The 25,013-nt window shown below is 65.1% G+C and carries 23 protein-coding genes; 15 read left to right on the forward strand and 8 right to left on the reverse strand.

Going from position 1 to position 25,013, the window contains the following annotated elements; genetic code table 11:
- Positions 1–37 precede the first annotated feature (37 nt).
- The gene (locus F3N42_RS10850) at positions 38–586 is read right to left on the reverse strand and encodes a hypothetical protein (RefSeq protein ID WP_150864491.1); all 549 of its coding nucleotides are present in this window, start codon (positions 584–586) and stop codon (positions 38–40) included.
- Positions 587–877: 291 nt separating this feature from the next.
- On the opposite strand from F3N42_RS10850, the gene hslV reads away from it, so the two are divergent.
- The 5 genes from hslV (at position 878) to ubiB (ending at position 5,860) form a co-directional block, all read left to right on the forward strand.
- Positions 878–1,420, forward strand: coding sequence for an ATP-dependent protease subunit HslV (gene hslV / locus F3N42_RS10855; protein WP_150864492.1), 543 nt, complete (start codon positions 878–880; stop codon positions 1,418–1,420).
- A 1-nt stretch (position 1,421) separates the two neighbouring features.
- Positions 1,422–2,759 (forward strand): ATP-dependent protease ATPase subunit HslU, encoded by a 1,338-nt coding sequence (gene hslU, locus F3N42_RS10860; RefSeq protein ID WP_150864493.1) that lies wholly within the window; start codon positions 1,422–1,424, stop codon positions 2,757–2,759.
- Between the two features lie 71 nt (positions 2,760–2,830).
- A complete protein-coding gene (gene ubiE, locus F3N42_RS10865) occupies positions 2,831–3,592 on the forward strand; it encodes a bifunctional demethylmenaquinone methyltransferase/2-methoxy-6-polyprenyl-1,4-benzoquinol methylase UbiE (protein ID WP_150864494.1) in 762 nt (253 codons plus the stop codon).
- Positions 3,585–4,202 carry a ubiquinone biosynthesis accessory factor UbiJ gene (locus F3N42_RS10870; RefSeq protein ID WP_150864495.1) on the forward strand — a complete coding sequence of 206 codons (618 nt, stop codon included), beginning with the start codon at positions 3,585–3,587 and terminating at the stop codon, positions 4,200–4,202. The genes ubiE and F3N42_RS10870 overlap by 8 nt, the downstream gene beginning before the upstream one ends.
- The gene (gene ubiB, locus F3N42_RS10875; RefSeq protein WP_224784862.1) at positions 4,199–5,860 is read left to right on the forward strand and encodes a ubiquinone biosynthesis regulatory protein kinase UbiB; all 1,662 of its coding nucleotides are present in this window, start codon (positions 4,199–4,201) and stop codon (positions 5,858–5,860) included. The genes F3N42_RS10870 and ubiB overlap by 4 nt, the downstream gene beginning before the upstream one ends.
- A gap of 68 nt (positions 5,861–5,928) precedes the next feature.
- Here the strand turns inward: ubiB and F3N42_RS10880 are convergent, their stop codons facing one another.
- Positions 5,929–6,678 carry a 4'-phosphopantetheinyl transferase family protein gene (locus F3N42_RS10880; RefSeq protein WP_150864496.1) on the reverse strand — a complete coding sequence of 250 codons (750 nt, stop codon included), beginning with the start codon at positions 6,676–6,678 and terminating at the stop codon, positions 5,929–5,931.
- Positions 6,679–6,869: 191 nt separating this feature from the next.
- Between F3N42_RS10880 and F3N42_RS10885 the strand changes: the two genes are divergently transcribed.
- The 4 genes from F3N42_RS10885 to F3N42_RS10900 are packed head-to-tail and all read left to right on the forward strand — an operon-like array spanning position 6,870 to position 11,518.
- Positions 6,870–7,886, forward strand: a complete 1,017-nt coding sequence (locus F3N42_RS10885; protein ID WP_150864497.1) for a 3-oxoacyl-ACP synthase III — start codon at positions 6,870–6,872, stop codon at positions 7,884–7,886.
- An 8-nt stretch (positions 7,887–7,894) separates the two neighbouring features.
- A complete protein-coding gene (locus F3N42_RS10890; protein WP_150864498.1) occupies positions 7,895–8,854 on the forward strand; it encodes an alpha/beta fold hydrolase in 960 nt (319 codons plus the stop codon).
- Positions 8,814–10,529: a fatty acid CoA ligase family protein gene (locus F3N42_RS10895; RefSeq protein WP_150864499.1), complete on the forward strand. Its 1,716-nt coding sequence runs from the start codon at positions 8,814–8,816 to the stop codon at positions 10,527–10,529. The genes F3N42_RS10890 and F3N42_RS10895 overlap by 41 nt, the downstream gene beginning before the upstream one ends.
- Complete coding sequence (locus F3N42_RS10900; RefSeq protein ID WP_150864500.1) at positions 10,526–11,518, forward strand: NAD-dependent epimerase/dehydratase family protein; 993 nt, start codon at positions 10,526–10,528, stop codon at positions 11,516–11,518. Before F3N42_RS10895 ends, F3N42_RS10900 begins: the two co-directional genes overlap by 4 nt.
- Here the strand turns inward: F3N42_RS10900 and F3N42_RS10905 are convergent.
- Together F3N42_RS10905 and F3N42_RS10910 are read right to left on the reverse strand one after the other, a co-directional pair.
- Entirely contained in the window at positions 11,515–13,443 is a 1,929-nt protein-coding gene (locus tag F3N42_RS10905; RefSeq protein ID WP_150864501.1) for a M23 family metallopeptidase, read from the reverse strand. The two genes, F3N42_RS10900 and F3N42_RS10905, sit on opposite strands and share 4 nt — an antisense overlap.
- Positions 13,444–13,503: 60 nt before the next feature.
- On the reverse strand, positions 13,504–14,172 hold the full coding sequence (locus F3N42_RS10910) for an RIO1 family regulatory kinase/ATPase domain-containing protein (RefSeq protein ID WP_150864502.1): 669 nt from the start codon (positions 14,170–14,172) through the stop codon (positions 13,504–13,506).
- Positions 14,173–14,384: 212 nt separating this feature from the next.
- Here F3N42_RS10910 and F3N42_RS10915 point away from each other — a divergent pair, with 212 nt between their 5' ends.
- Positions 14,385–15,746, forward strand: coding sequence for an amidohydrolase (locus tag F3N42_RS10915; RefSeq protein WP_224784863.1), 1,362 nt, complete (start codon positions 14,385–14,387; stop codon positions 15,744–15,746).
- Positions 15,746–16,999 (forward strand): amidohydrolase family protein, encoded by a 1,254-nt coding sequence (locus tag F3N42_RS10920; protein WP_150864504.1) that lies wholly within the window; start codon positions 15,746–15,748, stop codon positions 16,997–16,999. The genes F3N42_RS10915 and F3N42_RS10920 overlap by 1 nt, the downstream gene beginning before the upstream one ends.
- A 259-nt stretch (positions 17,000–17,258) precedes the next feature.
- Here the strand turns inward: F3N42_RS10920 and F3N42_RS10925 are convergent, their stop codons facing one another.
- Positions 17,259–18,563, reverse strand: a complete 1,305-nt coding sequence (locus F3N42_RS10925) for an amidohydrolase (RefSeq protein WP_150864505.1) — start codon at positions 18,561–18,563, stop codon at positions 17,259–17,261.
- 138 nt (positions 18,564–18,701) lie between these two features.
- Between F3N42_RS10925 and F3N42_RS10930 the strand changes: the two genes are divergently transcribed.
- Genes F3N42_RS10930 through F3N42_RS10945 form a run of 4 tightly spaced genes read left to right on the forward strand, consistent with a single transcriptional unit; the run spans position 18,702 to position 22,388 of the window.
- Positions 18,702–19,079, forward strand: a complete 378-nt coding sequence (locus tag F3N42_RS10930; RefSeq protein WP_150864506.1) for a BlaI/MecI/CopY family transcriptional regulator — start codon at positions 18,702–18,704, stop codon at positions 19,077–19,079.
- On the forward strand, positions 19,072–20,391 hold the full coding sequence (locus F3N42_RS10935) for a M56 family metallopeptidase (protein ID WP_150864507.1): 1,320 nt from the start codon (positions 19,072–19,074) through the stop codon (positions 20,389–20,391). The genes F3N42_RS10930 and F3N42_RS10935 overlap by 8 nt, the downstream gene beginning before the upstream one ends.
- The gene (locus F3N42_RS10940; protein ID WP_224784864.1) at positions 20,388–21,038 is read left to right on the forward strand and encodes an energy transducer TonB; all 651 of its coding nucleotides are present in this window, start codon (positions 20,388–20,390) and stop codon (positions 21,036–21,038) included. The genes F3N42_RS10935 and F3N42_RS10940 overlap by 4 nt, the downstream gene beginning before the upstream one ends.
- A 6-nt stretch (positions 21,039–21,044) precedes the next feature.
- Positions 21,045–22,388: a tetratricopeptide repeat protein gene (locus tag F3N42_RS10945; RefSeq protein WP_150864508.1), complete on the forward strand. Its 1,344-nt coding sequence runs from the start codon at positions 21,045–21,047 to the stop codon at positions 22,386–22,388.
- A 23-nt stretch (positions 22,389–22,411) separates the two neighbouring features.
- Here the strand turns inward: F3N42_RS10945 and ggt are convergent, their stop codons facing one another.
- The 3 genes from ggt to coaD are packed head-to-tail and all read right to left on the reverse strand — an operon-like array spanning position 22,412 to position 24,886.
- On the reverse strand, positions 22,412–24,145 hold the full coding sequence (gene ggt, locus F3N42_RS10950) for a gamma-glutamyltransferase (protein ID WP_150864509.1): 1,734 nt from the start codon (positions 24,143–24,145) through the stop codon (positions 22,412–22,414).
- A complete protein-coding gene (locus tag F3N42_RS10955) occupies positions 24,142–24,399 on the reverse strand; it encodes a YfhL family 4Fe-4S dicluster ferredoxin (RefSeq protein WP_150864510.1) in 258 nt (85 codons plus the stop codon). Before F3N42_RS10955 ends, ggt begins: the two co-directional genes overlap by 4 nt.
- Position 24,400: 1 nt before the next feature.
- Positions 24,401–24,886, reverse strand: a complete 486-nt coding sequence (gene coaD, locus F3N42_RS10960) for a pantetheine-phosphate adenylyltransferase (RefSeq protein ID WP_150864511.1) — start codon at positions 24,884–24,886, stop codon at positions 24,401–24,403.
- Between the last annotated feature and the right edge of the window lie 127 nt (positions 24,887–25,013).

Genomic DNA, 25,013 nt, shown 5'->3' on the forward strand with positions numbered 1-25,013 from the left:
CTTTAACGCAGCACTGCGCCTAACTGTTCTCAACAAACTAATCCCCGGTTTTGCTCTCTTGATCGCTGTCCTGATCGCGCCGCAGCACCGGCCAGCCGGCGGCGATCCCGTGGCCGATGACTTTCAGGCCCAGCCAGTAGCCGGCCCAGCCGACCAGGAACCAGACCCAAAGGTGAGCGGTGTTCGAGTTGGAGATCCAGTACACCGGCCAGGTGACCGCGGCCACGAAATTCATGATGGATTCGATGAAGAAACTGATGATGGCCTGGATGATGCCGCCGATATCAAACGTGAAAACGGCTTTCAGGGCGACCAGGAAGTCCAGCGCGTCGCTCCATTCTATCCGTAACCAGGTGTACAGCGCGACCATGCCGTAGAACCCACCGCCCATCTTGGCCCACTGGCCATGCAGGCCTTTTTCCTGCGGCAGTTTCTCGCCGTCTTTCTTGGCCTGCTTGCGCTGCTTGTCGAAGGCCTCGATCTGCTTGGCCAGCCCACCCACTTCTTCCAGGCCATCAAACCGTCCGCCACGAACGCCCCAGCCCACGACGAACACGGTCAACGCCGCCACCGGCAACCCCAGCATGACAATCGACCGGACCAACTCCCCCACAAACCCCACGGCCTTCCCTCAACACCACTCACCAACACGCATCATAACAACGGTGACGCGTGACGGGAGCAGCTTCGCCTTGTGGTGCCGGCCTGGCAAGCACCGGGGCCTTCGGCGGCAAGGATGCCGCCGATGAGCGATCCATGGACGGACTTGAGCGAGCCCCGGGGGTTGCCAGGCCGGCACCACACCACGCGAGCGGCTTGCGTTGCGGCCTCACCCGCCCCATGTATTGCTTCACGAAACACAAGCGGAGACGCACACGTGGAACAGTATCGGGGCACCACCATTTGCTCCGTCCGCCGCGGTAACACCGTGGTCATGGGCGGCGACGGCCAGGTCACACTGGGCAATACCGTCATGAAACATAACGCGCGCAAGGTGCGGCGCCTGTACAAGGGCCAGGTGCTGGCCGGGTTCGCCGGCGCCACGGCCGATGCCTTCACGCTGTTCGAGCGCTTCGAGGGCAAGCTGGAAAAGCATTCCGGCCACCTGGTGCGCGCCGCCGTCGAAATGGCGAAGGACTGGCGCACCGACCGCATGCTGCGCCGCCTGGAAGCGCTGCTGGCCATCGCCGACGCCAACGACTCATTGCTGATTTCCGGCAACGGTGATGTGATCGAGCCGGAAAACGGCCTGATCGCCATCGGTTCCGGCGGCCCGTTCGCGCAGTCGGCCGCTATGGCGCTGCTGGCGGAAACCGAACTGGGCGCGGAAGCCATCGTGCGACGCTCGCTGGGCATCGCCGCGGACATCTGCATTTACACCAACGACAACATCATTATCGAGACGCTGGAGACCGACTGACATGTCCCAGATGACGCCCCGTGAAATCGTCCAGGAGCTGGACCGCCACATCATCAGCCAGCAGGACGCCAAGCGCGCCGTGGCCATCGCCCTGCGCAACCGCTGGCGGCGAATGCAGGTGGACGAGGCCCTGCGCAACGAGATCACCCCCAAGAACATCCTGATGATCGGCCCGACGGGTGTCGGAAAGACCGAGATCGCCCGCCGCCTGGCGCAGCTGGCCAACGCGCCGTTCATCAAGGTCGAAGCCACCAAGTTCACCGAGGTGGGCTACGTCGGCAAGGATGTCGAAGCCATCATCCGTGACCTGGTCGACATGTCCTACAAGATGACCCGCGAGCAGGCCATGGGCCGCGTGCAGTCACGCGCCGAAGATGCCGCGCGTGAACGCATCCTGGACATCCTGCTGCCCAAGCGCCAGGGCGTCGGCTTTGCCAACGAGCCGACCGAGGACACCGAATCCGATTCCGCCACGCGACAGAAATTCCGCCGCAAGCTGCTGGACGGCGAGCTCGACGACAAGGAGATCGAGTTCGAAGTGTCGGCGCAGATGGGCGTGGAGATCATGACGCCGCCGGGCATGGAGGAAATGGCCAGCCAGCTGCAGAACATGTTCCAGTCCATGGGCAACCAGAAGAAGCAGTCGCGCAAGATGAAGATCGCCGACGCGCTGCCGCTGCTGATCGAGGAAGAATCAGCCCGCCTGGTCAACGACGAAGAGATCAAGCAGCTGGCACTCGAGAACGCCGAGCAGAACGGCATCGTCTTTATCGACGAGCTCGACAAGGTAGCCAAGCGTTCGGAGTATGCCGGCGCGGATGTCAGCCGCGAGGGCGTTCAGCGCGACCTGCTGCCGCTGGTCGAGGGCTGCACCGTGTCCACGCGCTACGGCATGATCAAGACCGACCACATGCTGTTTATCGCCAGCGGCGCGTTCCACCTGGCCAAGCCGTCTGACCTGATCCCGGAACTGCAGGGCCGCCTGCCCATCCGCGTTGAACTGCGCGCGCTGGATGCCGACGACTTCACCCGCATCCTGACCGAGCCGGACGCGTCGCTGACGCAGCAGTACCGTGCGCTGATGGATACCGAGGGCGTGAACCTGGAATTCTCCGACGATGCCGTGCGCCGCATTGCCGAGATCGCATTCCGCGTGAACGAGACCACGGAAAACATCGGCGCCCGCCGGCTGCACACCGTCATGGAGCGGCTGCTGGACGTGATTTCCTACGAGGCGCCGGATCGCTCGGGCGAAAAGATCGTGCTGGACGCGGCCTATGTTGACGAACACCTGGACGCACTGGCCGGCAACGAAGACCTCAGCCGTTACATCCTCTGAGCCGGTGACGCACGTCCCGCAGGGCGCACGTCAGGCCTTACAATAGCCGGCAGACAGCAGGAACAAATCTTATGCCGACTGACGAACAGCAAGGCGAGACCACGCACTTCGGATTCAGCGAAGTGCCCACGGGGCAGAAGACCCGGATGGTACGGGGCGTTTTCGACTCCGTAGCCGGCAATTACGACATCATGAACGACGTGATGTCGATGGGCGTTCACCGCCTGTGGAAACGCCACTTCGTCGACACCAGCGGCATCAACCCGGGTGACCGGGTGCTGGACCTGGCCGGCGGTACAGGCGACATCGCCGCCCTGCTCAGCAAGCGCGTGGGTGGCACCGGCCAGGTGGTGCTCAGCGACATCAACGAATCGATGGTGGGCGTCGGCCGCCGGCGCCTGGATGACCGCGGGATCGTGGCGAATGTCCGCTACGCGCTGGCCAACGCCGAAAGCCTGCCGTTCGCGTCGAAGTCCTTTGACGCCGTGACCATGGCGTTTGGCCTGCGCAACGTCACCGACAAGGATGCCGCGCTGCGCGAAATGCGCCGTGTGCTGCGGCCCGGCGGGCGGGTTCACATCCTGGAGTTCTCCGAGGTGCGCGCCGAGCCACTGAAGAAGTTCTACGACACCTACTCGTTCAGCTTTCTGCCCATGATGGGCAAACTGGTGGCCGGCGACGCCGACAGCTACCAGTACCTGGCCGAGAGCATCCGCAAACACCCGCCGCAGCGCGAACTGGCGCAGATGATGGAAAACGCCGGCCTGGGCGCGGTCACCTACCGCAACATGACCGGCGGCATCGTCGCCATTCACCGGGGGCGCCGTGACTGACTACCGCACACCCCTGCCAGCCATGCTGGCCGCGCTGGTCGAGTCAGGCCTGAACCAGGCCATCGGCATGGACCCCACCGGCCAGGAACGGCTGCGCCGGCTGGATGGCCGACTGCTGGCGGTGGTCCTGGACGGCCTGGGCATCACGCTGTACCTGGGCTTCGAATATGGCGCCGTCAATGTCGGCCTGGACGCCGAAAGAGACCCCGACACCACCGTCACCGGCACGCCTTCCGCGCTGTTTTCGATGGCCGGTGGCGAGCGCTGGGGCCTGCCCGGCTCGGGTGTGACCATCGCCGGCGACGCCGGCCTGGCGCGCGACCTGGGCGAGTTTTTCCGCCAGCTCGATATCAACTGGGAGGCCCCCCTGGCCTCGTTCCTGGGCGACACCCTGGGCTTCCAGATCGCCTCCGGGCTCCGGCGCGGTTCGGCCGCGGCCAGGCAGGCCGCAAGCGGTGCCGCGGAGCAGGCCGGTCACTACCTGCGCGAGGAATCCGGCCTGGTGGTCGATCGCGCGGCGCTGGGCGAGTTCACCGACGCCGTTGACGACCTGCGCGATGGCGTCGGCCGCCTGTCCGCGCGATTGCGGCGCATGGAGCAGGCCACGTGATCAACGCCACACGCCAGTTCCTGAGCCTGCTTCGCATCAGCACCATCCTCGCCCGTTACGGCCTGGACGACCTGCTGCATGCCACGCACCTGTACCGGCCGATGCGCTGGGTACTGGCACTGGTGCCGGGCGCACGCTCGAATGCCTCGAAACCGCGCGGTGAGCGCCTGCGACTGGCGCTGCAGGAACTGGGCCCCGTGTACGTCAAGTTCGGGCAGATCCTGTCCACCCGCCGCGACCTGCTGCCACGCGACGTGGCCGATGAACTGTCGCTACTGCAGGACCGGGTGACGCCTTTCCCGGGCGAACAGGCCCGCGACATCATCGAGAAAGCGCTGGGCCGGCCGGTGGACGAGGTCTTCAGCCATTTCGATATCGAACCCCTGGCCTCGGCGTCCATCGCCCAGGTTCATCCCGCGACCCTGCATGACGGCCGCGAAGTCGTCGTCAAGGTGGTGCGCCCCGATATCGAGCACGACCTGCGCCGCGATATCGACCTGCTGAAGTACATCGCCGGCCTGGCCGACCGTTACTGGGACGGCGCCAAGCGCGTTCACCCCAGGGAGATCGTCGCCGAGTTTGAGGCCTTTATCTTCGATGAGCTCGACATGCAGCGCGAAGCCGCCAACGCCTCCAACCTGCGGCGGAATTTCGCCGGCTCGGACGACCTGTATGTCCCCGAGGTCCACTGGCCATACACCAAGCGCCGCATCATGGTCATGGAACGGGTTGAGGGCGTTCCGGTGGGCGACACCGAACGCCTGCGTGACCTGGGTGTCGACCTGAAACAGCTCGCGCACCGCGGCATCCGCGTGTTCTACCAGCAGGTGTTCCGCGACAACCTGTTCCACGCCGACATGCACCCCGGCAACATCATGGTGGACGCCAGCGACCCGCAAAACGCGTCTTACATCGCGCTGGATTTCGGCATCGTCGCCAGCCTCTCGCCGGACGACCTCTATTACATTTCGGAAAACTTCATCGCGCTGTTCAACCAGGACTACCGTCGCGTGGCGCAGCTGCACATCGACGCCGGCTGGGTGCCGGCCGATACCCGCATCGACGCACTCGAGTCGGCGGTGCGGACCGTGGGCGAGCCCAACTTCACCCGGCCGCTGAACGAGGTCTCGTTCGGCGAACTGATGATGAAGCTGTTCCAGGTCGCGCGTCGCTTCGACCTGGATATCCAGCCACAGCTGATCATGCTGCAGAAAACCCTGCTGAACATCGAGGGCATCGGCCGTGAGCTGTACCCGGAGCTGGACATCTGGGGCGTGGCCAAACCCGAACTCGAGCGGATCATGCTGGAGAAAAACAACCCGCTGACCGCCATCCGGGACATTGGCGACAAGATTCCCAAGTGGCTGACGCAGTTCCCGGAAATGCCGGGCATGGTGCATGACTACCTGAAGGCCGCCAACCACGGCAAGTTCACCACCCGCATCACCTCCGACGACCTGGCCTCTCTGCGCGCCGAACACGAGATCTCGCACCGGCGCACGCTGTCGGTCCTGAGCGCCGGCGCGATTGGTATCGCCGGCGCACTACTCACCGGGCTGGAAACCGGGCCCTGGTTCATCAACGGCCTGTCGGTGCTCGGCCTGGGGCTGATGGGGCTGGCCGGGTTGATGTTTCTGCGCGCGGCGCGGCGCGGGTAGGTGGGAGAAGTGAAGAGGGAGGAGTAAGGCGTCAGGGCTCCTTCGAAGAGAGGTTTTCTGCTACCTCCTTACTCCTCCCGCCTACCCAGCCGAAACCCCTCCAGCCGGAGGGTCTCCTGGCGCACCGCGATCGCGCCCAGGTGCCGCTCGCCGGGGCGGAACACGGCCATTTGCCATTGCGCGGGGTCATCGTCATCCATGGCGGTGATCGCCGGCGGCAGTGCCGGGCTGACATTCACGGTAAAGCGGCACAGCCGGTTGGCGATACCATGGCCCGCGGCCTTCACCACCGCTTCCTTGCAGGCCCAGGCATGCAGGAAGGCCTCGTCCTGGTGGGCCGTGTCGATGGCGCCCAGTTCCGCCTGCTCTGCCGCGCTGAAATACCGCCGCGCCAGGGACATCGGCTTGCCTGCCTTGCGCCCCACCAGTTCGAGGTCAACACCAATCAGCCCGCCACGCGTGACGCCGACCAGGCAGCAGCCGTCGCTGGCGGCCAGTGAGAAATCGAGTACGGGCTCGTGCACCCCGGCGTCGAGCACTGGTTTGCCACGCACGGCGCGGGAGATGGATACGTCCTTGCCGGGCAGGCCCATGTAGGCGCCCAGTAACAGGCGCAGGTAGAACCGCCTGAGCGTGCGTTGCTGGGGTGGGGTAAACCGCGCGCGGTCGATGCCGGTGGCCGGGTCCATCGGGTTGCCCAGTTCGACCAGGTCCATGAACCACAGGTGGGCGACACCGGCGTCCGGCAGTTCAAGGTCGCGCAACGGCAGGCTGCGGGCCTGGAATTCCGGGTAATCTGGCGTCAATTCTTCGCTCATTGGGTACTGGCGCCGGTGGCGTTAGCGGGGATTTCGCGCCCTGTCGTCGTCCGCAGTCTAACCAATCCGACCGCGTGTACCTAGTAGAATGGCGTCACAGAAGGCTTGAAGCGAAACAGGCCGCCCCCATTTATGCTTGATTCGACCCGAAATGGGCAGTAGTGTTACCCACCCCTTGCGAGACCCCAGACATGCTCTTCGAAAACGTTGCCGTTCACTCACTTGCCGCCGTTGAGGCCCCTAACTGCCTGACTTCGGACGAAATTTCCGATCGCCTGGCGCCCACAATGGATCGCCTTGGCATCCGCAAGAACCTGCTCGAAGAGCTGTCCGGTATTGGTGAACGCCGCGTCTGGGACGAAGGCACGCAGCCCTCTGACGCCGCCACCCTGGCCGCCGAAAAGGTGCTGGACGAGTCCGGCGTCGACCGCAAGGACATCGGCATCATCATCAATACCTCGGTCAGCCGCGATTTCCTCGAGCCGTCCACGGCCTGCATCGTGCACGGCAACCTGGGCCTGGCCGCGGAATGCGTGAACTTCGATGTCGGCAACGCCTGCCTGGCGTTCCTGAACGGCATGGACATCGCCGCACGCATGATCGAACGCGGTGAGATCGGCTACGCGCTGATCGTCAATGGCGAGACCAGCGGCCCGATCACCGAGTCGACCATTTCCCGCCTGCTGCAGCCGGAAATCACCGAGATGGAATTTCGCTCCGAGTTCGCGTCGCTGACGCTGGGATCCGGCGCCGCCGCCATGGTCATGTCGCGCGCCGACCTGGCCCCGGAAGGTCACACCTACCGCGGCAGCATCACCCGCGCGGCCACCGAGTTCAGCCACCTGTGCCGTGGCAACATGGACAAGATGGTCACCGACACCAAGACCCTGCTCACCGAGGGCCTGAAGTTGGCCACCGGGACCTTCGGCGTGGCCCGCAAGGCCATGGGCTGGGTGGCGGAAGAGCTGGACCAGTTCATCATTCACCAGATCAGCAAGGTGCACACCGAGGCCATCGTGCAACTGCTGGGCCTGGACCCGACGCGGGTACAGCGCATCTACCCGAATTTCGGCAACATCGGCCCCGCCTCGGTGCCCATCGCGCTGGCCAAGGCCGTCGAGCTGGGCCGCGTCAAGCGTGGCGACCGGATCGCCCTGTTGGGCATCGGCTCCGGCCTGAACTGCTCGATGGCAGAAGTGGTCTGGTAAGCGGGCCCATGCCCGTCGACCACCGCGCCGAAAGCGCCAACGCGTACCGGCCACCCGAAAACCTCTACCCGTTCGAGTCCCACTGGCTGGACCTGGACGGCGGTCGCCTGCATTACCTGGACGAGGGCCCGCGCGACGCCCCCGTCGTGCTGATGGTTCACGGCAACCCGACCTGGTCGTTCTACTACCGCAACCTGGTGAAGGCGCTGCGCGGGCGCTACCGCTGCATCGTGCCCGATCACATGGGTTGCGGCCTGTCGGACAAGCCCGACGACGAGCACTACCCGTACCAGCTGGAACGGCGCATCGACGACATCGACGCGCTGATGAAGCACCTGGGGCTGGCCGGCCAGCCGCTGACCCTGGTGGTCCATGACTGGGGCGGCATGATCGGTTTTGGCTGGGCTACCCGCGCCGGCGCCGAACTGCGCCAGTGCGTGGTGCTGAACACGGCCGCGTTCCCGATGCCGGAAAGCAAGCGCTTTCCGCTGGCGCTGTGGTTCGCCGGGCGCACGTCGCTGGGCGCCTTCGCGGTGCGCGCCTTCAACGCGTTTTCCGGCGGCGCGGCGCGTATCGGCTTCAAGCAGCCCGTCAGCAAAGAAGTCCGCGCCGGCTATGTCGGCCCCTACGATTCATGGGACAACCGCATCGCCACGGTGCGATTCGTCCAGGACATCCCGCTCAAGCCCGGTGACCGCGGCTACGACATTGTCGAGCGCACCGAGCAGGACCTGTCGCGCTACCGCCAGACCCCGGCGATGATTGCCTGGGGCCTGCGAGATTTCGTATTCGACCACCATTTCCTCGCCCGCTGGGAGCAGATCCTGCCGCAGGCCGAGGTCGAGCGCCACGAGGACTACGGGCACTACGTGCTCGAGGACGGCGGCGAAGCGCTGGTGGAGCGCATCACCCAATTCATCGAACGTCATGAGCCAGGCGCCGACGCCGCCACCGTGGCCGGCACCTGAGCCCTGCAACGTCGCGGCGGCGCTGACCCGGCAGGCCCGGGAGCGCCCCGATGCGGCGGCCATCCACTTCCCGGTGGGTCGCCGCGGCAACGACGTCCGCTACCAGTCCTTCAGCTACGCGGAACTCGATCGGGAGAGTGACGCCGTCGCCCGCGGCCTGTTGGCCATGGGTATCCGGCCCGGCGAGCGCGCCGCGCTGATGGTGCCGCCGGGGCGCGAGTTCTTCGTACTGTTTTTCGCCCTGTTCAAGGCCGGCATCGTGCCGGTGCTCATCGACCCGGGCATCGGTCCGAAACACCTGAAGCAATGCCTGGGCGAGGCCGCACCGGACGCCTTTATCGGCATCACCCGCGCGCAACTGGCCAGCGTACTGCTGCGCTGGTCGCCGGCCACCATCCGCCACCGCGTGACCGTGGGCCCGCGGCTGGGATGGGGCGGCCAGTCACTGGCGCGCGTGGCCGCCATGGGGCGTGACGCCGGCGACACGCCCGCCCTTTGCACCACCGGCCCGGATGACCTGGCCGCGATCCTGTTTACCTCCGGCAGCACCGGCCCGCCCAAGGGCGTGATTTACCGGCACCGCCAGTTCCACTACCAGGTGGAGATGCTGCGTGACCGCTTCGATATCCAGCCCGGTGAAGTGGACCTGGCCACGTTTCCGCCCTTCGCGCTGTTCGACCCCGCGCTGGGCATGACAACCGTGGTGCCGTACATGGACCCGACCCGGCCGGCCAGGGCCGACCCGGCGCTGTTGCTGGATGCCATCCGCCGCTTTGGCGTGACCAACGTGTTCGGTTCACCGGCGCTGCTGCGCAACCTGGGCCTGCACCTGGAGCAGAACGACGAGACACTCGATGGCGTCCGCCGCGTGCTGTCCGCTGGCGCCGCGGTGCCCACTGAAACCGTGCGACGCGTCGCCGCCCGCCTGCCGGACGGCGCCCGCGTGCACACGCCCTACGGCGCCACCGAGTGCCTGCCCGTGGCCAGCATCGACAGCGCCGGCCTGGATGACGATGTCATCGCCGCCGCCGCGAATGGCGAAGGCATTTGCGTCGGCACGCCCGTTGCGCCCAACCTTGTCTTCGTCATGGCCGTCACTGACGAGGCCGTACCACGGCTGGAGCCGGAGCACCTGCTGGAGACCGACCAGGTGGGTGAGATCATTGTTCACGGCCCCACCGCCACGCCGGGTTACTGGCACCGCGACAGCGCCACCGAGCGCGCCGTCACGGTGGATGGCAAGGGCCGGGCCTGGCATCGCATGGGCGACATCGGCCGTATCGACGAACAGGGGCGGATCTGGTTCATGGGGCGCAAGTCACAGCGTGTGCGCGCGGCCGGTGGCGACCTCTACACCGACCAGCTCGAGGCGATCTTCAACACTCACCCGGAAGTGGCCCGCACCGCCCTGGTTGGCGTCGGCGCGAGCGGTGAACAACGCCCGGTGCTGTGCGTGGAACCCCGGCAGCCGGGCCGCGTGAAGGACGAAGCGTTCGCTGGTGAACTGCGCCAGGCCCTGCTGGACATCGCGTCTGAACGCGACTCGACCCGCGCCATCGCCACGGTGCTGTTCCACCCCGGCTTTCCCGTGGATATCCGTCACAACTCGAAGATTGGCCGCGAGACGCTGGCCACCTGGGCCGCCGGCCAGCTTGGTGGCGGGAGCGGGTCATGAAGGTCCTGGTCACCGGTGGCGGCGGTTTCGTCGGCGGCGCGGTCTGCCGCATGCTTCTGGCGCGTGGTGACCAGGTCGTCGCGTTCCAGCGCGGCGAACCCACGGCACTGATGGCGCTGGGCGCCACGGCATACCGCGGTGATATCGCCGACACGGACGCCGTGCGCCAGGCCGCACGTGGCTGCGATGCCGTGGTCCACACCGCCGCCCGCGCCGGTGCCTGGGGGCCGCGCGCGGACTACGTGGCGGCCAACATCACCGGTACCGACAATGTCATCGCCGCCTGCCGTGAACATGGGATCGGCCGGCTGGTATTTACGTCCTCGCCGAGTGTCGTCCACGAAGGCGGCGATATCGAAAACGGCGACGAGTCGCTGCCCTACCCCGCGCGCTTCCATGCCGCCTACCCGGAAACCAAGGCCGCATCGGAGCAGGCCGTGCTGGCCGCCAATGACGATGCGCTCTGGACCGCCGCACTGCGGCCGCACCTGGTCTGGGGGCCGGGTGACAATCACCTGCTGCCGCGACTGGTCGAGCGCGCGCAACAGGGCCCGCTCCGGCTGCCGGCGCCGCAGAAGCTGATCGACACGGTGTACATCGACAACGCCGCCATGGCGCACCTGCAAGCGCTGGACGCGCTGGAGTCGAACCCGCGCTGCCGCGGGCGGGCCTATTTCGTTACCAACGCGGAACCGCTGCCGACCGGCGAGATCATCACCCGCCTGCTCGCCGCCGTCGGCCAGTCCGTCGACATCCGGCCGATCTCGCCGAAGGTGGCCTACGCGGCCGGCCTGGCCTGTGAGGTCGCCTGGACACTGACCGGCCGCGACAGCGAGCCGCCCGTGACCCGCTGGGCCGCGGAGCAGTTGTCCACGGCGCACTGGTTCGACCCCGCCGGCGCCGAGCGCGACCTGGGGTACCGCCCGGCCATCAGCATTGCCGAGGGCCTGGAACGGCTGGCGGCATCGGCCGCCGTAAGCAATCCCTAGCAGCCCAGCCCGACCACGTTGACCAGGCGCCGGGCGTTCATGGTCTTGTCGCCTTCGTTGGTATCCAGTTCGAATCGCATGGCGTTACAGCTGTCGCCGGTGACGGTGACGCTGCCCCAGTCCTGCAGGGCCTGCCCACTGGGCACCGGCGCGCCGTAGGAACCCGATGTCGCCTTCAACAGGTCGACCTGCGTGCTGGCGCCGTCGGCAAAGGAAAAGTCGAACGGCGGACTGACCATCCACAGCCGCTCGCCTTCGTCATCGAAGCCGTAGTAGTACAGGATCGCCCCGGCCGCGGTCACCACCAGGTTGAAGCCTTCACCTTCCAGGGACGGGTCGTACCACAGCCCCGAATACTTCGACCGGTCACTTTCCGGCTCCGGCACACACTCGCTGCCGGGCACGCCGATAATTTTCACCAGCGTGGAATCCTTGTGGCCGTCATCACCCACGAGCGTGGCCGTGCCGGCATCGCAGGCCGTGAAACGCAGCCGCAACTCGCCCCAGTAACTGAGCCCGCGACCACTCGATATGGGCTGGTCGTGGACACCTCCGGTCGACTCCAGCATGGCGATGGTGTGCGTCGAGCCCTGACTGAAGGGCGCGCTGAACAACTCGGAAACCAGCCACAACCGTTCGCCGCGCTCGTCGCTGCCGTAGAAATAGATCGCCGTGCCCTGCGCCGTGGTGACGATGTTGTAACCCTCGCCATCCAGCGCCGGGTCGTACCACAGGCCGTTGTAACGGTTGTTGCCCGCGCCGATGCTCGACGGCGTCGGCGGCGAGCTGTCCACCCAGAAGCTGTGCTCGATCGTGTCGCCCTGGAACTCCACCTCGTAGGACCACTCACCCGACATCGCGTTGGCGGGCAGGTTGAACGAGAACCAGATCAGCGCACCGGTAATGTGGTCGCCCGACGTGTAGGTGTAGTTGGTCGTGGTCAGCACCATGCCATTGGGCTGGCGGATGGTGACATCTGATGGCTCATCGCGAAGCAGGTCCCGGTAGGCGATGCTGAAGACGATGAAATCACCGCCACTGAACTGGTTGGCATAATGCGGCGTCTCGACACCGGGGCAGGCCGGCTGCTCCGGCTCGGCGCTATGTGTGGCGATCTGGACAATGGCCGGCACGTAATAGGGCGGCTGGTTTTCCCACCAGCTGTCACCGTTGATGGTGTTACAGGCGCCTTCATACGGGTCCTGCGGCACCCAGGCGTTGCTTTCGAAAAAGCCCACCTCGAAATGCAGGTGCGGGCCGGTGGAATACCCGGAGCTGCCCACCACGCCCAGGTATTCGCCGTACTCGACGCTCGCACCAATGGGCTTGTGGGTCAGCGAACCGGTCCGCATGTGCGCGTAAATGCCAAACGAGCCGTCGGCATGCTCAACCATGACCAGGTTGTTGTCACCAACGGGATTGTCGATGGAACAGGACGTTTCCGGCTGGTTGCCCACCTTGTCGACGATCACGCCGGGCGCCGCGGCCACGACGATGGCACTGTCCTGGTTCATCTGGTACCAGGAATACGGCGTCAGGAAGATGTCCAGGCCGTTATGGCCGTCGTAAGTGCGAGCCTGCGGCGCGCCGCAGTTCCAGTCCTCGATGGCACTGTCACCCTCATTGTCGTCCTGGTCCAGGTAATTGGAAATGGCCTGTACGCTGGGGTGGCCGAAGGTGATCGCCTCGCGCATGGGCCACTTCAGCTCGACGCTGTGGGCCATGGCCTGGGGCGAGGCGCCGCGATGGGCTCGCAGCTTTTCAGCGGTCCGGCGGCCGCGTTCCAGCGCGGCATCCAGCCCGGCGCGGTGATTGGCGTCTCGCGGTGCCTCATACTGACGGAAACCGGCGAGCTCCAGTTGATTGTCGGCGAGCGCCGTCGAAGCGGCCATCATGACCGCGAGCAAACAAATCAGTCCACGCATGACTTCCCCCTGGCGTGTTGGTCGGACAACAAAAGTATAGCCAGACCGGGCCCGGCGCGCTCAGCCCTCGTCGCGAGCCGCCTGGCGCTGGCGACGCCGGCGCAGCCAGCGCTCGACCAGGCCGTATTTGAGCAGCGCGGCATCCTCGCCACTGGCCGCATCGTAGTCGCCGTCGTACTTGTGTTTGACCCAGGCATTGAGGTCCAGCTGGCAGGCATAGTTGAACAGGCGCCGGTTGATGGGGTGAAACCCGGGCTTGTCCAGCACGGTGGTGCCGAAATCGATGACCACCGGCGCGCCGTCGTCGGCCATCATCAGGTTCGACTTCGACTTCAGGTCGCCATGGGCCACGCCGCACTCGTGGAACGCCCGGATAATCTCCAGCAGCCGCGCAAACCAGGCTTCGCGTTCGCTGATTTCGGCCTCTCGGTAGGGCCGGCCGCGGATAAATTCCAGCACCAGGTAACGCTCATCAATCATGCCCAGGAATTTCGGCACCCCGCGAATGCCCTGCATGCGCTGGTAGGCCCGGGCCTCGCGACGCAGTGTCGCCTGGCGCGCGCGCAACACCGGGCCGCTACCCATCGCCACCTTGATGACAAACGACATGCCCACTTCCTGGAACAGCAGCACGGTGCCCTGGTTGCTGGTGGCCAGGACGTTCTGGCCACTGGCCATGCAGTTGTCGGCCCAGCGGGCCAGGTGCTTTGGAAGTCTGAATTCAGGCATGCGGCGATTCTAGCCGAAGGACAAGCGCCGCGTACGCGGGCCCGGGTGGGGGATTCATTAGCCCGGGGCACGCTGTGAATACGTCCATGTACGCTCATCGCCGGCATCCTTGCCGGCGATGGCCCCGGGCTAATGAATCCCCCACCCGGGCACGGAACTGGGTTCTGTCTGGTAGTATCGCTCGGTCAAAATCGAACAAGAGTCACTTGCACGTGAAACACATCAAACTCCTGATTGCCGGGCTTGGCCTGGCCTCGGCTGGGGTACAGGCCGCGGAAGAAGCTTTTCCTTCGACCTACGAGCCCCTGCCTTCCCAGCCCACCCTCATCACCAATGCCACCATCCTGACCGGCACGGGCGAGCGCCTTGAGAACGCGTCGATCCTGCTGGACGGCGGCACCATTGCCTGGGTCGGCAGCGGCGACGCGCCGGCGAATGCGGTGACCATCGATGCCGAGGGCGGCTACGTCACGCCGGGCATTATCGACGTGCACTCGCACCTGGGCGTCTACCCCAGCCCCGGTGTCTCATCCCATGCCGACGGCAACGAGATGACCAACCCGGCCACACCCAATGTCTGGGCCGAGCACAGCATCTGGCCGCAGGACCCCGGTTTCTCGCGCGCGCTGGCGGCCGGCGTGACGTCACTGCAGATCCTGCCGGGCTCCGGCAACCTGATCGGCGGCCGTGGCGTGACGGTGAAGAACGTCTACAGCACGTCCTACCAGGGCATGAAATTCCCGGGCGCGCCGCACGGCATGAAGATGGCCTGCGGCGAGAACCCCAAGCGCGTCTATGGCCAGAAAGGCCGCCAGCCCATGACCCGCATGGGTAACGTGGCCTCCTACCGCGAAGAGTGGATTTCCGCGCAGGCCTACCTGGAAAGCTGGACCGAGTACGAGCGCAAAGTGGCCGACGGTGACGAAGACGCCAAGGCGCCGAAGCGCGACCTGAAGCTGGAGACCCTGGCCGGCGCCCTGAAGGGCGACATCCTGGTCAACATGCACTGCTACCGCGCCGACGAGATGCTGACCATCCTGGACCTGGCCAAAGAGTTTGGCTACAAGGTCACCACCTTCCACCACGGCGTCGAGGCCTACAAGATCGCCGACGAGCTGGCCGAGGCCGGTGTCTGCGGCGCGCTCTGGGCCGACTGGTGGGGCTTCAAGATGGAGGCCTACGACGGCATCCAGGAAAACATCGCCCTGGTCGACCGCCCGGAAGGCAGCTGTGCCATCGTCCACTCGGATTCTTCCGAGGGCATCCAGCGCCTGAACCAGGAAGCCGCCAAGGCCATGGCCCACGGCCGCCGTGCCGGGCTGGAGATTTCCGAGGAGCATGCCATCAGCTGGCTGACCTCCAACGCCGCCAACTCGCTGGGCGTCGGTGAGCGCACCGGCACGCTGGAAGCGGGCAAGATGGCCGACGTGGTGGTCTGGAACGGCACCCCGTTCAGCGTCTACGCCAAGGCCGAGAAAGTCTTTATCGACGGCGCATTGCTCTATGACCGCGAGAACCCGGCGCTACAGCCGGTCTCCGACTTCGAACTCGGCCAGCTGCAGGAGGTGCGCTAATGAGCCCGTTCAAGACCACGCTGGCCGCCGTGCTGACCCTATCCGCGCTGGCGGCCACCAACACCTACGCCGACGCGATCATGATCCGCAACGCCACGGTCTACACCATGACCGACGACGGCGTGCTGGAAAACACCGACTTGTTTGTCTCCGGCAACGAGATCCGCAAGATCGGCCGCAACCTGGACGTCCCCGCCGACATCCGCGTCTTCGACGCCGGTGGCCGGCCGCTGACGCCGGGCCTGTGGGGCGGTGCCGGCGCCGTGGGTATTGTCGAGGTATCGGCCGTGGAGGAATCTTCCGACGCTTCCGACGCCACGCTGGAAATGCGCCCCGAGTTTGACGTCACCCCCGCGTACAACCCCAACTCCTCGCTCGTGCCGGTAGCACGCACCGAGGGCCACACCTTCACCCTGCTGGGTGCCGGTGGTGGCGGCAGCATCATCAACGGCCAGGGCCGGGTGGTCGCGCTGGATGGTGGCTACAGCAGCTTTCATGGCGGCCGCGTGCTGTTCATCAGCCTGGGCGGCCATGCCGCCGAAAAAGCCGGTGGCTCACGCGCGGGCCAGTGGATGCAGCTGAACCAGGCCTTCGCCGAATCCGGCCTGAAAGCCAGTGATGACGGCGACGGCGTGCTCACCCGCGCCGGTCGCACGGCGTTGGCCAGCTCGGTGAAGAACGGCATTGTCGTCTTCGGCGTCAACCGCGCCAGCGACATTCTGCAGACCCTGGCGTTTGCCGAGCATCACGGCATCACTGCCGTCATCGACGGCGGCGCCGAGGCCTGGATGGTCGCCGACGAACTGGCCGCCGCCGGCGTGCCGGTGATGCTGGATCCGCTGCAGAACCTGCCGTCCAGCTTCGACGCCATGGGCTCGCGCCTGGACAACGCCGCGCTGCTGCACGAAGCCGGTGTGACCGTCATCGTCGACGGCGCCGGCAGCCACAACGCCCGCAAGCTGCGCCAGATGGCCGGCAATGCCGCGGCCAACGGCCTCGACCACGAAGCCGCCGTGGCGGCCATCACGGTCAACCCGGCCCGGGTATTCGGCGTGGACGACGCCTTCGGCACCATCGAGGAAGGCAAGCGCGCCGACCTGGTGCTCTGGACCGGCGACCCACTGGAAGTCACCACCGTCGCCGAGCGCGTCATCGTCAACGGCAAGCTGGACTCGATGAAGTCCCGCCAGACCGAACTGCGCGACCGCTACCTGGTAGAAGACCCAACCATGCCCCGCGCCTACATCCGGTGACGGGTAACGGGTGACGCGTGACGCGTGACGCGTGACGCGTGACAGAGCGTTACACGGCGCTGGGGCGGGCTGGTTTATTTACGGACCTTCGGCGGCATGGATGCCGCCGATGAGCGCAGGCCAAAGCGACCGCACGTTACGACCGAAGGGAGTAAGTAAGGGAGCGACGCCGTCGCGCGTGATACAGGGATGTACTCGAGCGAGTCCGGGGAGAAGGCAACCTGCCTCCGCCCCGGAACGCCCCGTCACCAGGAACGCGTCATTCGTCGCCCAGGTAGGTGACCACCATGTCGACAAACGCCTTCACCCCGGTCTCCAGCCATTCCTCCTCCATGTTGAACTCCGGCGAATGATTCGCCGGTAACGTGGTCGGGTCGACGCCCTCGGGGCCCGAGCCCAGGAAGACGAACAGGCTGTCGGTGACCTGGCCGAACTCGGAGAAATCCTCGGCCACGGTCTGCGGGGTCACGCTGGCGACCGGCGCACCGGAGGCCCGCTCAAGCACTGGCTTCATCATCGTATAGAGCCGGTCCGTGTTCACCACCGGTGGCGCTCCGCGATCCACCTCGAAGTCGATGGTGGCGTTCGAGGCCGCCGCAATCGACGTGGCCGTGCGCTCCACCGCCTCGATAATCTGCTCGCGCATCTCGTTATCGAACGCACGGATCGTGCCTTCGAGTTCCACCGTGTCAGGGATCACGTTGTTACGGATGCCGCCGTCAATGCGGCCAACGCTGACGATCGACGGCGCGCGCGTGACATCCACCTGGCGGCTGGCGACCGTCTGCAGCCCCATGATGATCTGCGCCGCAACGGTGATGGGATCGATGCCGTCCCAAGGCCGCGCGCCATGGGTCTGTTTGCCGTGGACGGTGATCAGGAAACGGTTGGCAGACGCCATCAACGGCCCCGACCGGGTGGCAAACTCCCCGCCGGGCACGCCGATGCCCACGTGGATGCCGAACACTGCCTCGGGTGTCGCCTCGTCGAAGATGCCCTCTTCCAGCATCAGCAGCGACCCGCCCGGTTCACCCGGCGGCGGCCCTTCCTCGGCCGGCTGGAAAATCAGCATCACCGAACCGGCCAGGTCTTCCCGGTTGTCATTAAGAATCTTCGCCGCGCCCAGCGCCATGGCCATGTGGTTGTCATGACCACAGGCGTGCATGACGCCGGTCTGCTGGCCGTTGAACTCGGTGGTCACGGTGGACGCAAACGGCAGGCCGGTCTGCTCGGTCACCGGCAGCCCGTCCATGTCGGCGCGAATGGCCACCAGCGGCCCCGGCTTACCGCCACGAATCATGCCCACAACGCCATACCCGGCGATGCCGGTCTCATGCGGAATACCCAGCTCATCAAGGATCTCGGCGATGCGCTGCCCGGTGCCCTGCTCGCGATTGCTCAACTCCGGATTCTGGTGAAACCAGCGCCGCCATTCCACCACCTGGGGCTGGACCTCGGCGGCGGCGGTGTCGATGCCGCTCTCGATCTCCTGAGCATTGACTACGGGGAAAACAGTGGCCAACGCGGCCAGAAAAACGATAAAGCGCATGAGAGGCTCCAGCATCTGAAAGCCTGCAGGTTAGCACCACGACGACAAAACTTCGCCGAAATGGCACCACTTGACGAATGCCGCGCATAAGACTACATTTGTAGTCATCAACGACTACAAATGTAGTCCGTAACACAGAAACGAGATGCTGCCATGCCCCTGGATATCACCGACGCCGAACTCACTTTGATGCAATTGCTCTGGAAAGAGTATCCACTGACCGCACGTGAACTGACCGAACGCCTGGAGGCAGAAAAGGGCTGGCATCGCAAAACCGTCAACACCTTGTTGAGCAGGCTGGCTAAAAAGGGGGCCATTCAGCGCGAGAAGGCATCGACCGGTGCGGCCGCGTGGTCGCCCCTGATCGACCGGCGCAGCCACCAGGTGTCCGTCACCTCAACGTTTGTCGACGAACACTTCGACGGCGAAATCGCCCCCTTGGTAGCCAGCTTTGCTGAAGCCCGCAACCTTGACGACAAGCAAATCGCCGAGTTGCAGGACATGCTTGACCGGATATTTGACGATGATTGAACGCTTGGCCGAACAGGCTGTACTGGCGGCGATCTCGTCATGCGCCTGGATCGTGCTGGTGCTGGTCTTGCGGCCCATGGCAACACGGCGGCTCGGGGCACGCTGGGCCTATGCCCTCTGGAGCATACCCTTGTTGGGGCTGATGGCCATGCTGTTGCCAGCACAGGCGCTGAAAGCAGCGTTCGACTGGCCAACGCTGACGCTTCCCCTGTTACCTGACTTTCTGACCCGAACCACCATAGGTGCAGACCGCGCCGCCCATACCCTGGACATCCATGACTGGGCACGGTGGCTGGCCTGGGCCTGGGTAGCCGGCGCGATGGCGCTGTTTGCCAGGTTTTTGGTCCAGTACCTTCGTGGACACCTGCGGGCATTCCGGCACAGCCGAACCCTCTCATCACGGGAACATGAGCAATTGCAGCAACGGCTAGATGCCCTGGCGCGCCGATACGACGTTGAGATACGAATGCTAACCGTGCCCCAGGGCCCTGCCGTGACCGGCATCGTCGACCCCAGGCTCTACCTGCCTTCTGACTTCTTCCAGCGGTTCAGCCAGGACCAGCAATCCCTGATCCTGGCGCACGAACTGCACCATATCCGCCGTCGCGATGTGATCGTGCAGATGGCAGCGCGACTCTATCGCTGCCTTTTCTGGTTCAACCCGCTGGCATGGGTGGCAGAGCGCGGCGTGCTGCTTGACCAGGAGATATCCTGCGACGAACACGTCCTGCGAACCACCGATGATGCAACGCGTCGAAACTATGGACAGGCCATGCTGCTGGCCGCGCAGAGTTCACATGGCGCCGCTCACGCCGGCTACTCCTCGTACCGACACATGCGCCGCCGCGCCGCCATGCTACGTGAGCATCGCCCGGCACCGGTACGGAACGCGCTCGGCGCCACGTTACTGATCCTGGCCGCCATTCCCAGCATCGCCTTCGGCCTGCTGGGCAGTTTCGAGCCCAGGCGTGACATCCGCCCGACGCTGTTAGCGCCCATGGCCGAGATCATGGGGCAACTTCAATGCGGCAAGCCCACCGAAGGCGAAATCTTCGCCATGCTGGAGCGCATCGAACAACTTCGTGCCTCCACGCCCGGCAACGCGCTAAGCAGCCAGGAGCAAGCTGGTCTCCACGGCATGGCGGCACTCGCGCATCACCGGCTGGGTGATTCCCAGGCCTCGCTAACGGCGTTCCAGGTAGTCGCCAAGCTGTCACGCGGCACACTCGATATCCCACCTACGGCCGTCTGCGAGTACCACCGCGTGTACCTGGCAGACCAGCCCGAAGCCCTGGAGGTAAACACTCGATGAACCCCACCATTGACACGAGTTTCCGCAGCATCAACACCCGCCTCGGACCCCGACTGATTACGGGCACGGCCTTCGGACTGGCCATCACCGTGACCCTGTTCTGGGGCATGCAGCGCCTGATCGAAGGCACCGAGATGGAACTGATCGACGAGCCAAGAAGGGCCCTGCTGGATTTCGTGAGGGTCAAACGCGAACCAACCCCGGAAAAGAAGCAACCGGAGGTCATCAAACCTCCGGCACCAGAGAAGCAACCACCCCGGCCCGAACCGACCTGGGATGGCCCGAGTCCAGGCCCGACAATCCCGCTCACTCCGCCACCCGTCGGACCCGTCATGGACAGTCGCCCAACCCTGGACGGCGTGTTCGCGGAAGGCGACTACCTACCTATCGTCAAGGTGGCACCCATCTATCCGCAACGTGCACTGTCCCGAGGTACGGAAGGCTACTGCACGGTCGAGTACACCGTGACCCGACAAGGCACAATCCGCGACCCGTTCGTGGTACCTGGGCAGTGCACCAGCAGCCTTTTTGAGCGCGCCTCGATCCAGGCAGCCCTGAAGTTCAAGTACAAGCCGCGCGTCATTGATGGCCAGCCTATCGAAGTGCCCGGTGTTCAGAACCGCTTCAGGTTTGAGATCGGCGAGTAGGCCCAAATGAAAAACCGTCAGAACATCCGGAACCGTTTCCATGGCATTGCCCTGGCAGCGACATTGGGTATCTTCCAGGCGAGTACGGCAACAGCAGAGGAAGGGAAGCAGCGGGAAACCAGGGCGACTGTCGCCATGAGTCAGAAAGTCTACGAGACCCTGACCCAGGCGCAGGCATTGGTCGAGAACAGGGCGTATGAACAGGCCGAGGCGATCCTGGCTGATCTACGAATGCGCGAGGACCTCGAGCCTTATGAAACAGCGCAGGCCTGGAACCTGTCGGCTTTCAATTACTATCAGCGGGAACGGTATGAAGATGCCATTCGTGCCTATGACCAGGTTCTCTCACAGCCCGACATGCCTGTTGGACTAAGGCAAACAGCGCTGAAAACTAAGGCACAGTTGAAGTTAAACGTCGAAGATTATCGCGGAACGCTGACCACCATAGACCGGCTGATGGAACTGGTGTCCGAGCCCGCCCCGGACATCGACTACACCCGCGGCGCGGCCTATTTCCAGCTTGGCGAATTCCGGAACGCATTGGCCCCGCTACAACGCGCCGTGAGCACGACAACGGCCAGCGACGCGGTTCCGAAAGAGGGCTGGTTGCTGCTTTTGCGCGGCTGTTATTACCAGTTGAAGGATTTCGAGAACATGGTTGCCGTTCTTGAAGACCTGATTCGGCACTACCCCAAAGACACCTACCTGTTGACACTGGCCGGGGCGTACTCGGAGTTGGGGGACACGCTTAAACAGCTCGTGATCATGGAAACCCTGTACGAACAGGGGCTGATCAGTAATTCATCGCACATCACCAACCTGGCCAATCTATACCTGCTGCACGAAACACCACTGAAGGCCGCCGAGTTGCTTGATCGTGAACTTGAATCCGGAGCACTGGAAAAGGATGAACGAAGCCTGCGACTGTTATCCCAGGCCTGGTATGCGGCGAGGGAAAACGAGAAGGCCATTGTGCCATTGCAACAGGCGGCTGAGCGCGCCAACGACGGGCAGCTGTATGTGCGACTGGCGCAGTCCTACCTGCAACTGGATCGTTGGGAAGCGGCGGTCGACGCCCTGCAAACCGGGCTCGACATCGGCGGTATCGCCCGCACTGACAGCGCCCATATCCTGCTTGGCATGGCATACATGCGACTGGGACAACACGCCCAGGCCAGGCGTGCCTTTATGGTCGCACAGGGCGATGTGCGCAGCCGACGGGAAGCGCAACTGTGGGTCGACTACATCGACAGTGAAGTCCGCCGTACCAAGGCGCTGGAACAACCCGTTCCGGACCCCAGGCAAAGCCCGCTGGATGCCCTGCTAGAGGCCGCCGAAGACGCGACCTGAGCCGGCCATGCGAGAGCGCCAGCTCAGCGAACGATCGCCTTGCCCGCGTCCGAGCGCGGGTCCGAGCCGGCGCTGACTTCGCCGTTGTCCAGGTTCCACAGCACGCCGTGCATGTTGCCCCAGCGGCGGTTGCTGACTTCGACGGTGTGGCCCATGGCTTCCAGCGCGGCGATTTCGTCGGCGCTGAAGGCGTCGGGTTCGGCCGAGATGTGGTCGGGCACGAACTGGTGGTGGTAGCGCGGCAGCGAGACCCAGTGCTCGGGACCGTTGCCGTCCATGAAGTCGAGAATGCCCAGCAGCACCATGGTGATGATGCGCGAGCCGCCCGGGGTACCCAGCACGCCGACCTTGTCGTCGCCGTGGATGAATGTCGGGCTCATCGAGGACAGCGGCCGTTTGTTGGGCTGGATCTCGTTGGCTTCGAAGCCGATCAGGCCGAAGGCGTTGGGCACGCCCGGCTTGGCCGAGAAGTCGTCCATCTCGTTGTTCAGCACGAAGCCGGTGCCAGGCACCATGAAGGCGTTGCCGAAGGCCAGGTTGACGGTCAGCGTGGCGGCGACCAGGTTGCCGTCGGCGTCCATGATCGAGAAGTGGGTGGTGTCGGTGCGCTCGGTGCGGTCGGCGTTGCCGGGCAGCATGTCGCTGGGGGTGGCCTTGTCCGGGTGGATCGAGGCACGCAGGCCGTCAGCGTAGTACTGGTTGGTCAGTCGCGCGACCGGCACGTCGACGAAGTCCGGGTCGCCCAGGAACAGCGCGCGGTCGCGGTAGGCGCGGCGCATGGACTCGACCACCCGGTGGGCGCGTCCGGCCCGGTCCAGTTCATCGAAATCGTAGCCTTCCAGGATGTTCAGCATGGTGGCGATGGCGATGCCGCCCGATGACGGCGGCGAGGCCGTCACCAGCTGGTAGCCGCGGTACTCGGTGCGGATCGGCTCGCGCTCGACGACGTTGTAGTTGGCCATGTCCTCCATGGTCCAGATGCCGCCGGCTTCACGCACGCCGTCCACCAGCTGCTGCGCGATGCGGCCTCGGTAGAACACGTCCGGGCCTTCCTCGGCGATGGCTTCCAGCACCTCGGCCATGTCCGGCAGCTTGATGACGTGACCCATGGGTGGCACCTCGCCGTCCAGCAGGAAGGCCTCGCTCGCGGCGGGCCAGCGCTTGATCACGTCCTTCTTCCAGCCCAGCATGGTGTGGAATTTTTCGTACACCGGAAAGCCTTCGCGGGCGGCGCGGATGGCCGGCTGCAGGCTGCGTGAGAACGGCAAACGGCCATACTTCTCGGCGATATGCGCCAGCGCGGCGATCTCGCCGGGGATACCGGCGGCCAGCGGGCCGTTCACGGCCAGGTCGCGGTCGACGTTGCCGTCGGCGTCCAGGTACATGTCCGTGGTGGCTGCGGCCGGCGCCTTCTCACGCCCGTCGACCATCACCTCGAAACCGTCTTCGGCACGATGCAGCAGCCAGAAACCGCCACCGCCAATACCGGAACTGGTCTGCTCCACCACCGCCAGCACGGTGCTCACCGCGATCGCAGCATCAAAGGCGTTACCGCCGGCTTCCAGGATTTCGTGGCCGGCCTCGGTGGCCATGTAGTGGGCACTGGCGATGGCGGCCTTGCCCGGCCGGGCCACGGCAGCGTCCTGCGCCTGCGCCGTCGGCCAGCCCGCCAGGGCCACCAGGCCGGCGATCAGCAGCAGCGGGAGCAACCGCGAGACCACGCGCGCCAGTGGTGAAGTCGATGACCGGCCGTTCATACGGCGGCCGCGTCGGTCAGGCGACGGTATTTTTCCCACAGTTGATCCTCAGATTCTTTGTTGTCCGGGTCTTTCGGAATGCACTCGACCGGGCAGACTTCCACGCATTGCGGCTCGTCATGATGGCCCACGCACTCGGTGCACAGGCTGGGGTCGATCTCGTAGATTTCCACGCCCTGGTAAATGGCCTCGTTGGGGCAGACCGGCTCGCAGACATCACAGTTGATGCACTCTTCGGTGATCTTCAGCGACATTTCAGTGCCCGAATCGGTCCTTCAGCGCCTGCTCGACTTCGGGCGCGACAAAACCGGTCACATCACCGCCCAGGCGGGCGATTTCCTTGACCAGCGACGACGAGATGAACGAGTACTTCTCGTCCGGCGTCATGAACAGGGTCTCGATTTCGGCATGCAGCCGCCGGTTCATGCTGGCCAGCTGGAACTCGTACTCGAAATCCGAAACGGCGCGCAGGCCACGCACCAGCACATTGGCGCCCTGCTCCATCGCGAATTCGATCAGCAGGTTGTCGAACCCCACCACGGTGACGTTATCCAGCTCCGACAGGCAATGCGCCGCCATCTCGATACGGTGATCGAGACTGAACAGCGGCGCCTTGTGCGGGCTCTCCGCAATGGCCACGATCACGCGATCAAACACGCGCGCGGCACGCGTCACCAGGTCCGTGTGCCCCTTGGTGACCGGGTCAAACGTACCCGGGTATATGGCGGTGACTTTGCTCACGAATTCCCATCCGGTTGGCTCCCCCCCATTTTACCGCGTCTGGGTGACGCGTGACGCGTGACGGGTGACGGGTGACGGGTGACGGGTGACGGGCGTGTGTGTCACGGCCGGGGGTGGGGTGGGGGGG

It is taken from the genome of Marinihelvus fidelis (genome assembly GCF_008725655.1).
Taxonomy (GTDB): Bacteria; Pseudomonadota; Gammaproteobacteria; order Xanthomonadales; family SZUA-36; genus Marinihelvus; species Marinihelvus fidelis.

Bases quoted from the DNA above. Each gene is read 5' to 3' on its own strand.
- F3N42_RS10925 (WP_150864505.1), bottom strand. From the start codon at position 18,563: ATGCTGGAGCCTCTCATGCGCTTTATCGTTTTTCTGGCCGCGTTGGCC.
- F3N42_RS10940 (WP_224784864.1), top strand. From the start codon at position 20,388: ATGAACCCCACCATTGACACGAGTTTCCGCAGCATCAACACCCGCCTC.
- F3N42_RS10930 (WP_150864506.1), top strand. From the start codon at position 18,702: ATGCCCCTGGATATCACCGACGCCGAACTCACTTTGATGCAATTGCTC.
- F3N42_RS10895 (WP_150864499.1), top strand. From the start codon at position 8,814: ATGAGCCAGGCGCCGACGCCGCCACCGTGGCCGGCACCTGAGCCCTGC.
- hslU (WP_150864493.1), top strand. From the start codon at position 1,422: ATGTCCCAGATGACGCCCCGTGAAATCGTCCAGGAGCTGGACCGCCAC.
- F3N42_RS10905 (WP_150864501.1), bottom strand. From the start codon at position 13,443: ATGCGTGGACTGATTTGTTTGCTCGCGGTCATGATGGCCGCTTCGACG.
- F3N42_RS10955 (WP_150864510.1), bottom strand. From the start codon at position 24,399: ATGTCGCTGAAGATCACCGAAGAGTGCATCAACTGTGATGTCTGCGAG.
- F3N42_RS10910 (WP_150864502.1), bottom strand. From the start codon at position 14,172: ATGCCTGAATTCAGACTTCCAAAGCACCTGGCCCGCTGGGCCGACAAC.
- ggt (WP_150864509.1), bottom strand. From the start codon at position 24,145: ATGAACGGCCGGTCATCGACTTCACCACTGGCGCGCGTGGTCTCGCGG.
- F3N42_RS10850 (WP_150864491.1), bottom strand. From the start codon at position 586: ATGCTGGGGTTGCCGGTGGCGGCGTTGACCGTGTTCGTCGTGGGCTGG.
- F3N42_RS10885 (WP_150864497.1), top strand. From the start codon at position 6,870: ATGCTCTTCGAAAACGTTGCCGTTCACTCACTTGCCGCCGTTGAGGCC.
- F3N42_RS10880 (WP_150864496.1), bottom strand. From the start codon at position 6,678: ATGAGCGAAGAATTGACGCCAGATTACCCGGAATTCCAGGCCCGCAGC.
- F3N42_RS10890 (WP_150864498.1), top strand. From the start codon at position 7,895: ATGCCCGTCGACCACCGCGCCGAAAGCGCCAACGCGTACCGGCCACCC.
- F3N42_RS10945 (WP_150864508.1), top strand. From the start codon at position 21,045: ATGAAAAACCGTCAGAACATCCGGAACCGTTTCCATGGCATTGCCCTG.
- ubiE (WP_150864494.1), top strand. From the start codon at position 2,831: ATGCCGACTGACGAACAGCAAGGCGAGACCACGCACTTCGGATTCAGC.
- F3N42_RS10900 (WP_150864500.1), top strand. From the start codon at position 10,526: ATGAAGGTCCTGGTCACCGGTGGCGGCGGTTTCGTCGGCGGCGCGGTC.
- F3N42_RS10920 (WP_150864504.1), top strand. From the start codon at position 15,746: ATGAGCCCGTTCAAGACCACGCTGGCCGCCGTGCTGACCCTATCCGCG.
- F3N42_RS10935 (WP_150864507.1), top strand. From the start codon at position 19,072: ATGATTGAACGCTTGGCCGAACAGGCTGTACTGGCGGCGATCTCGTCA.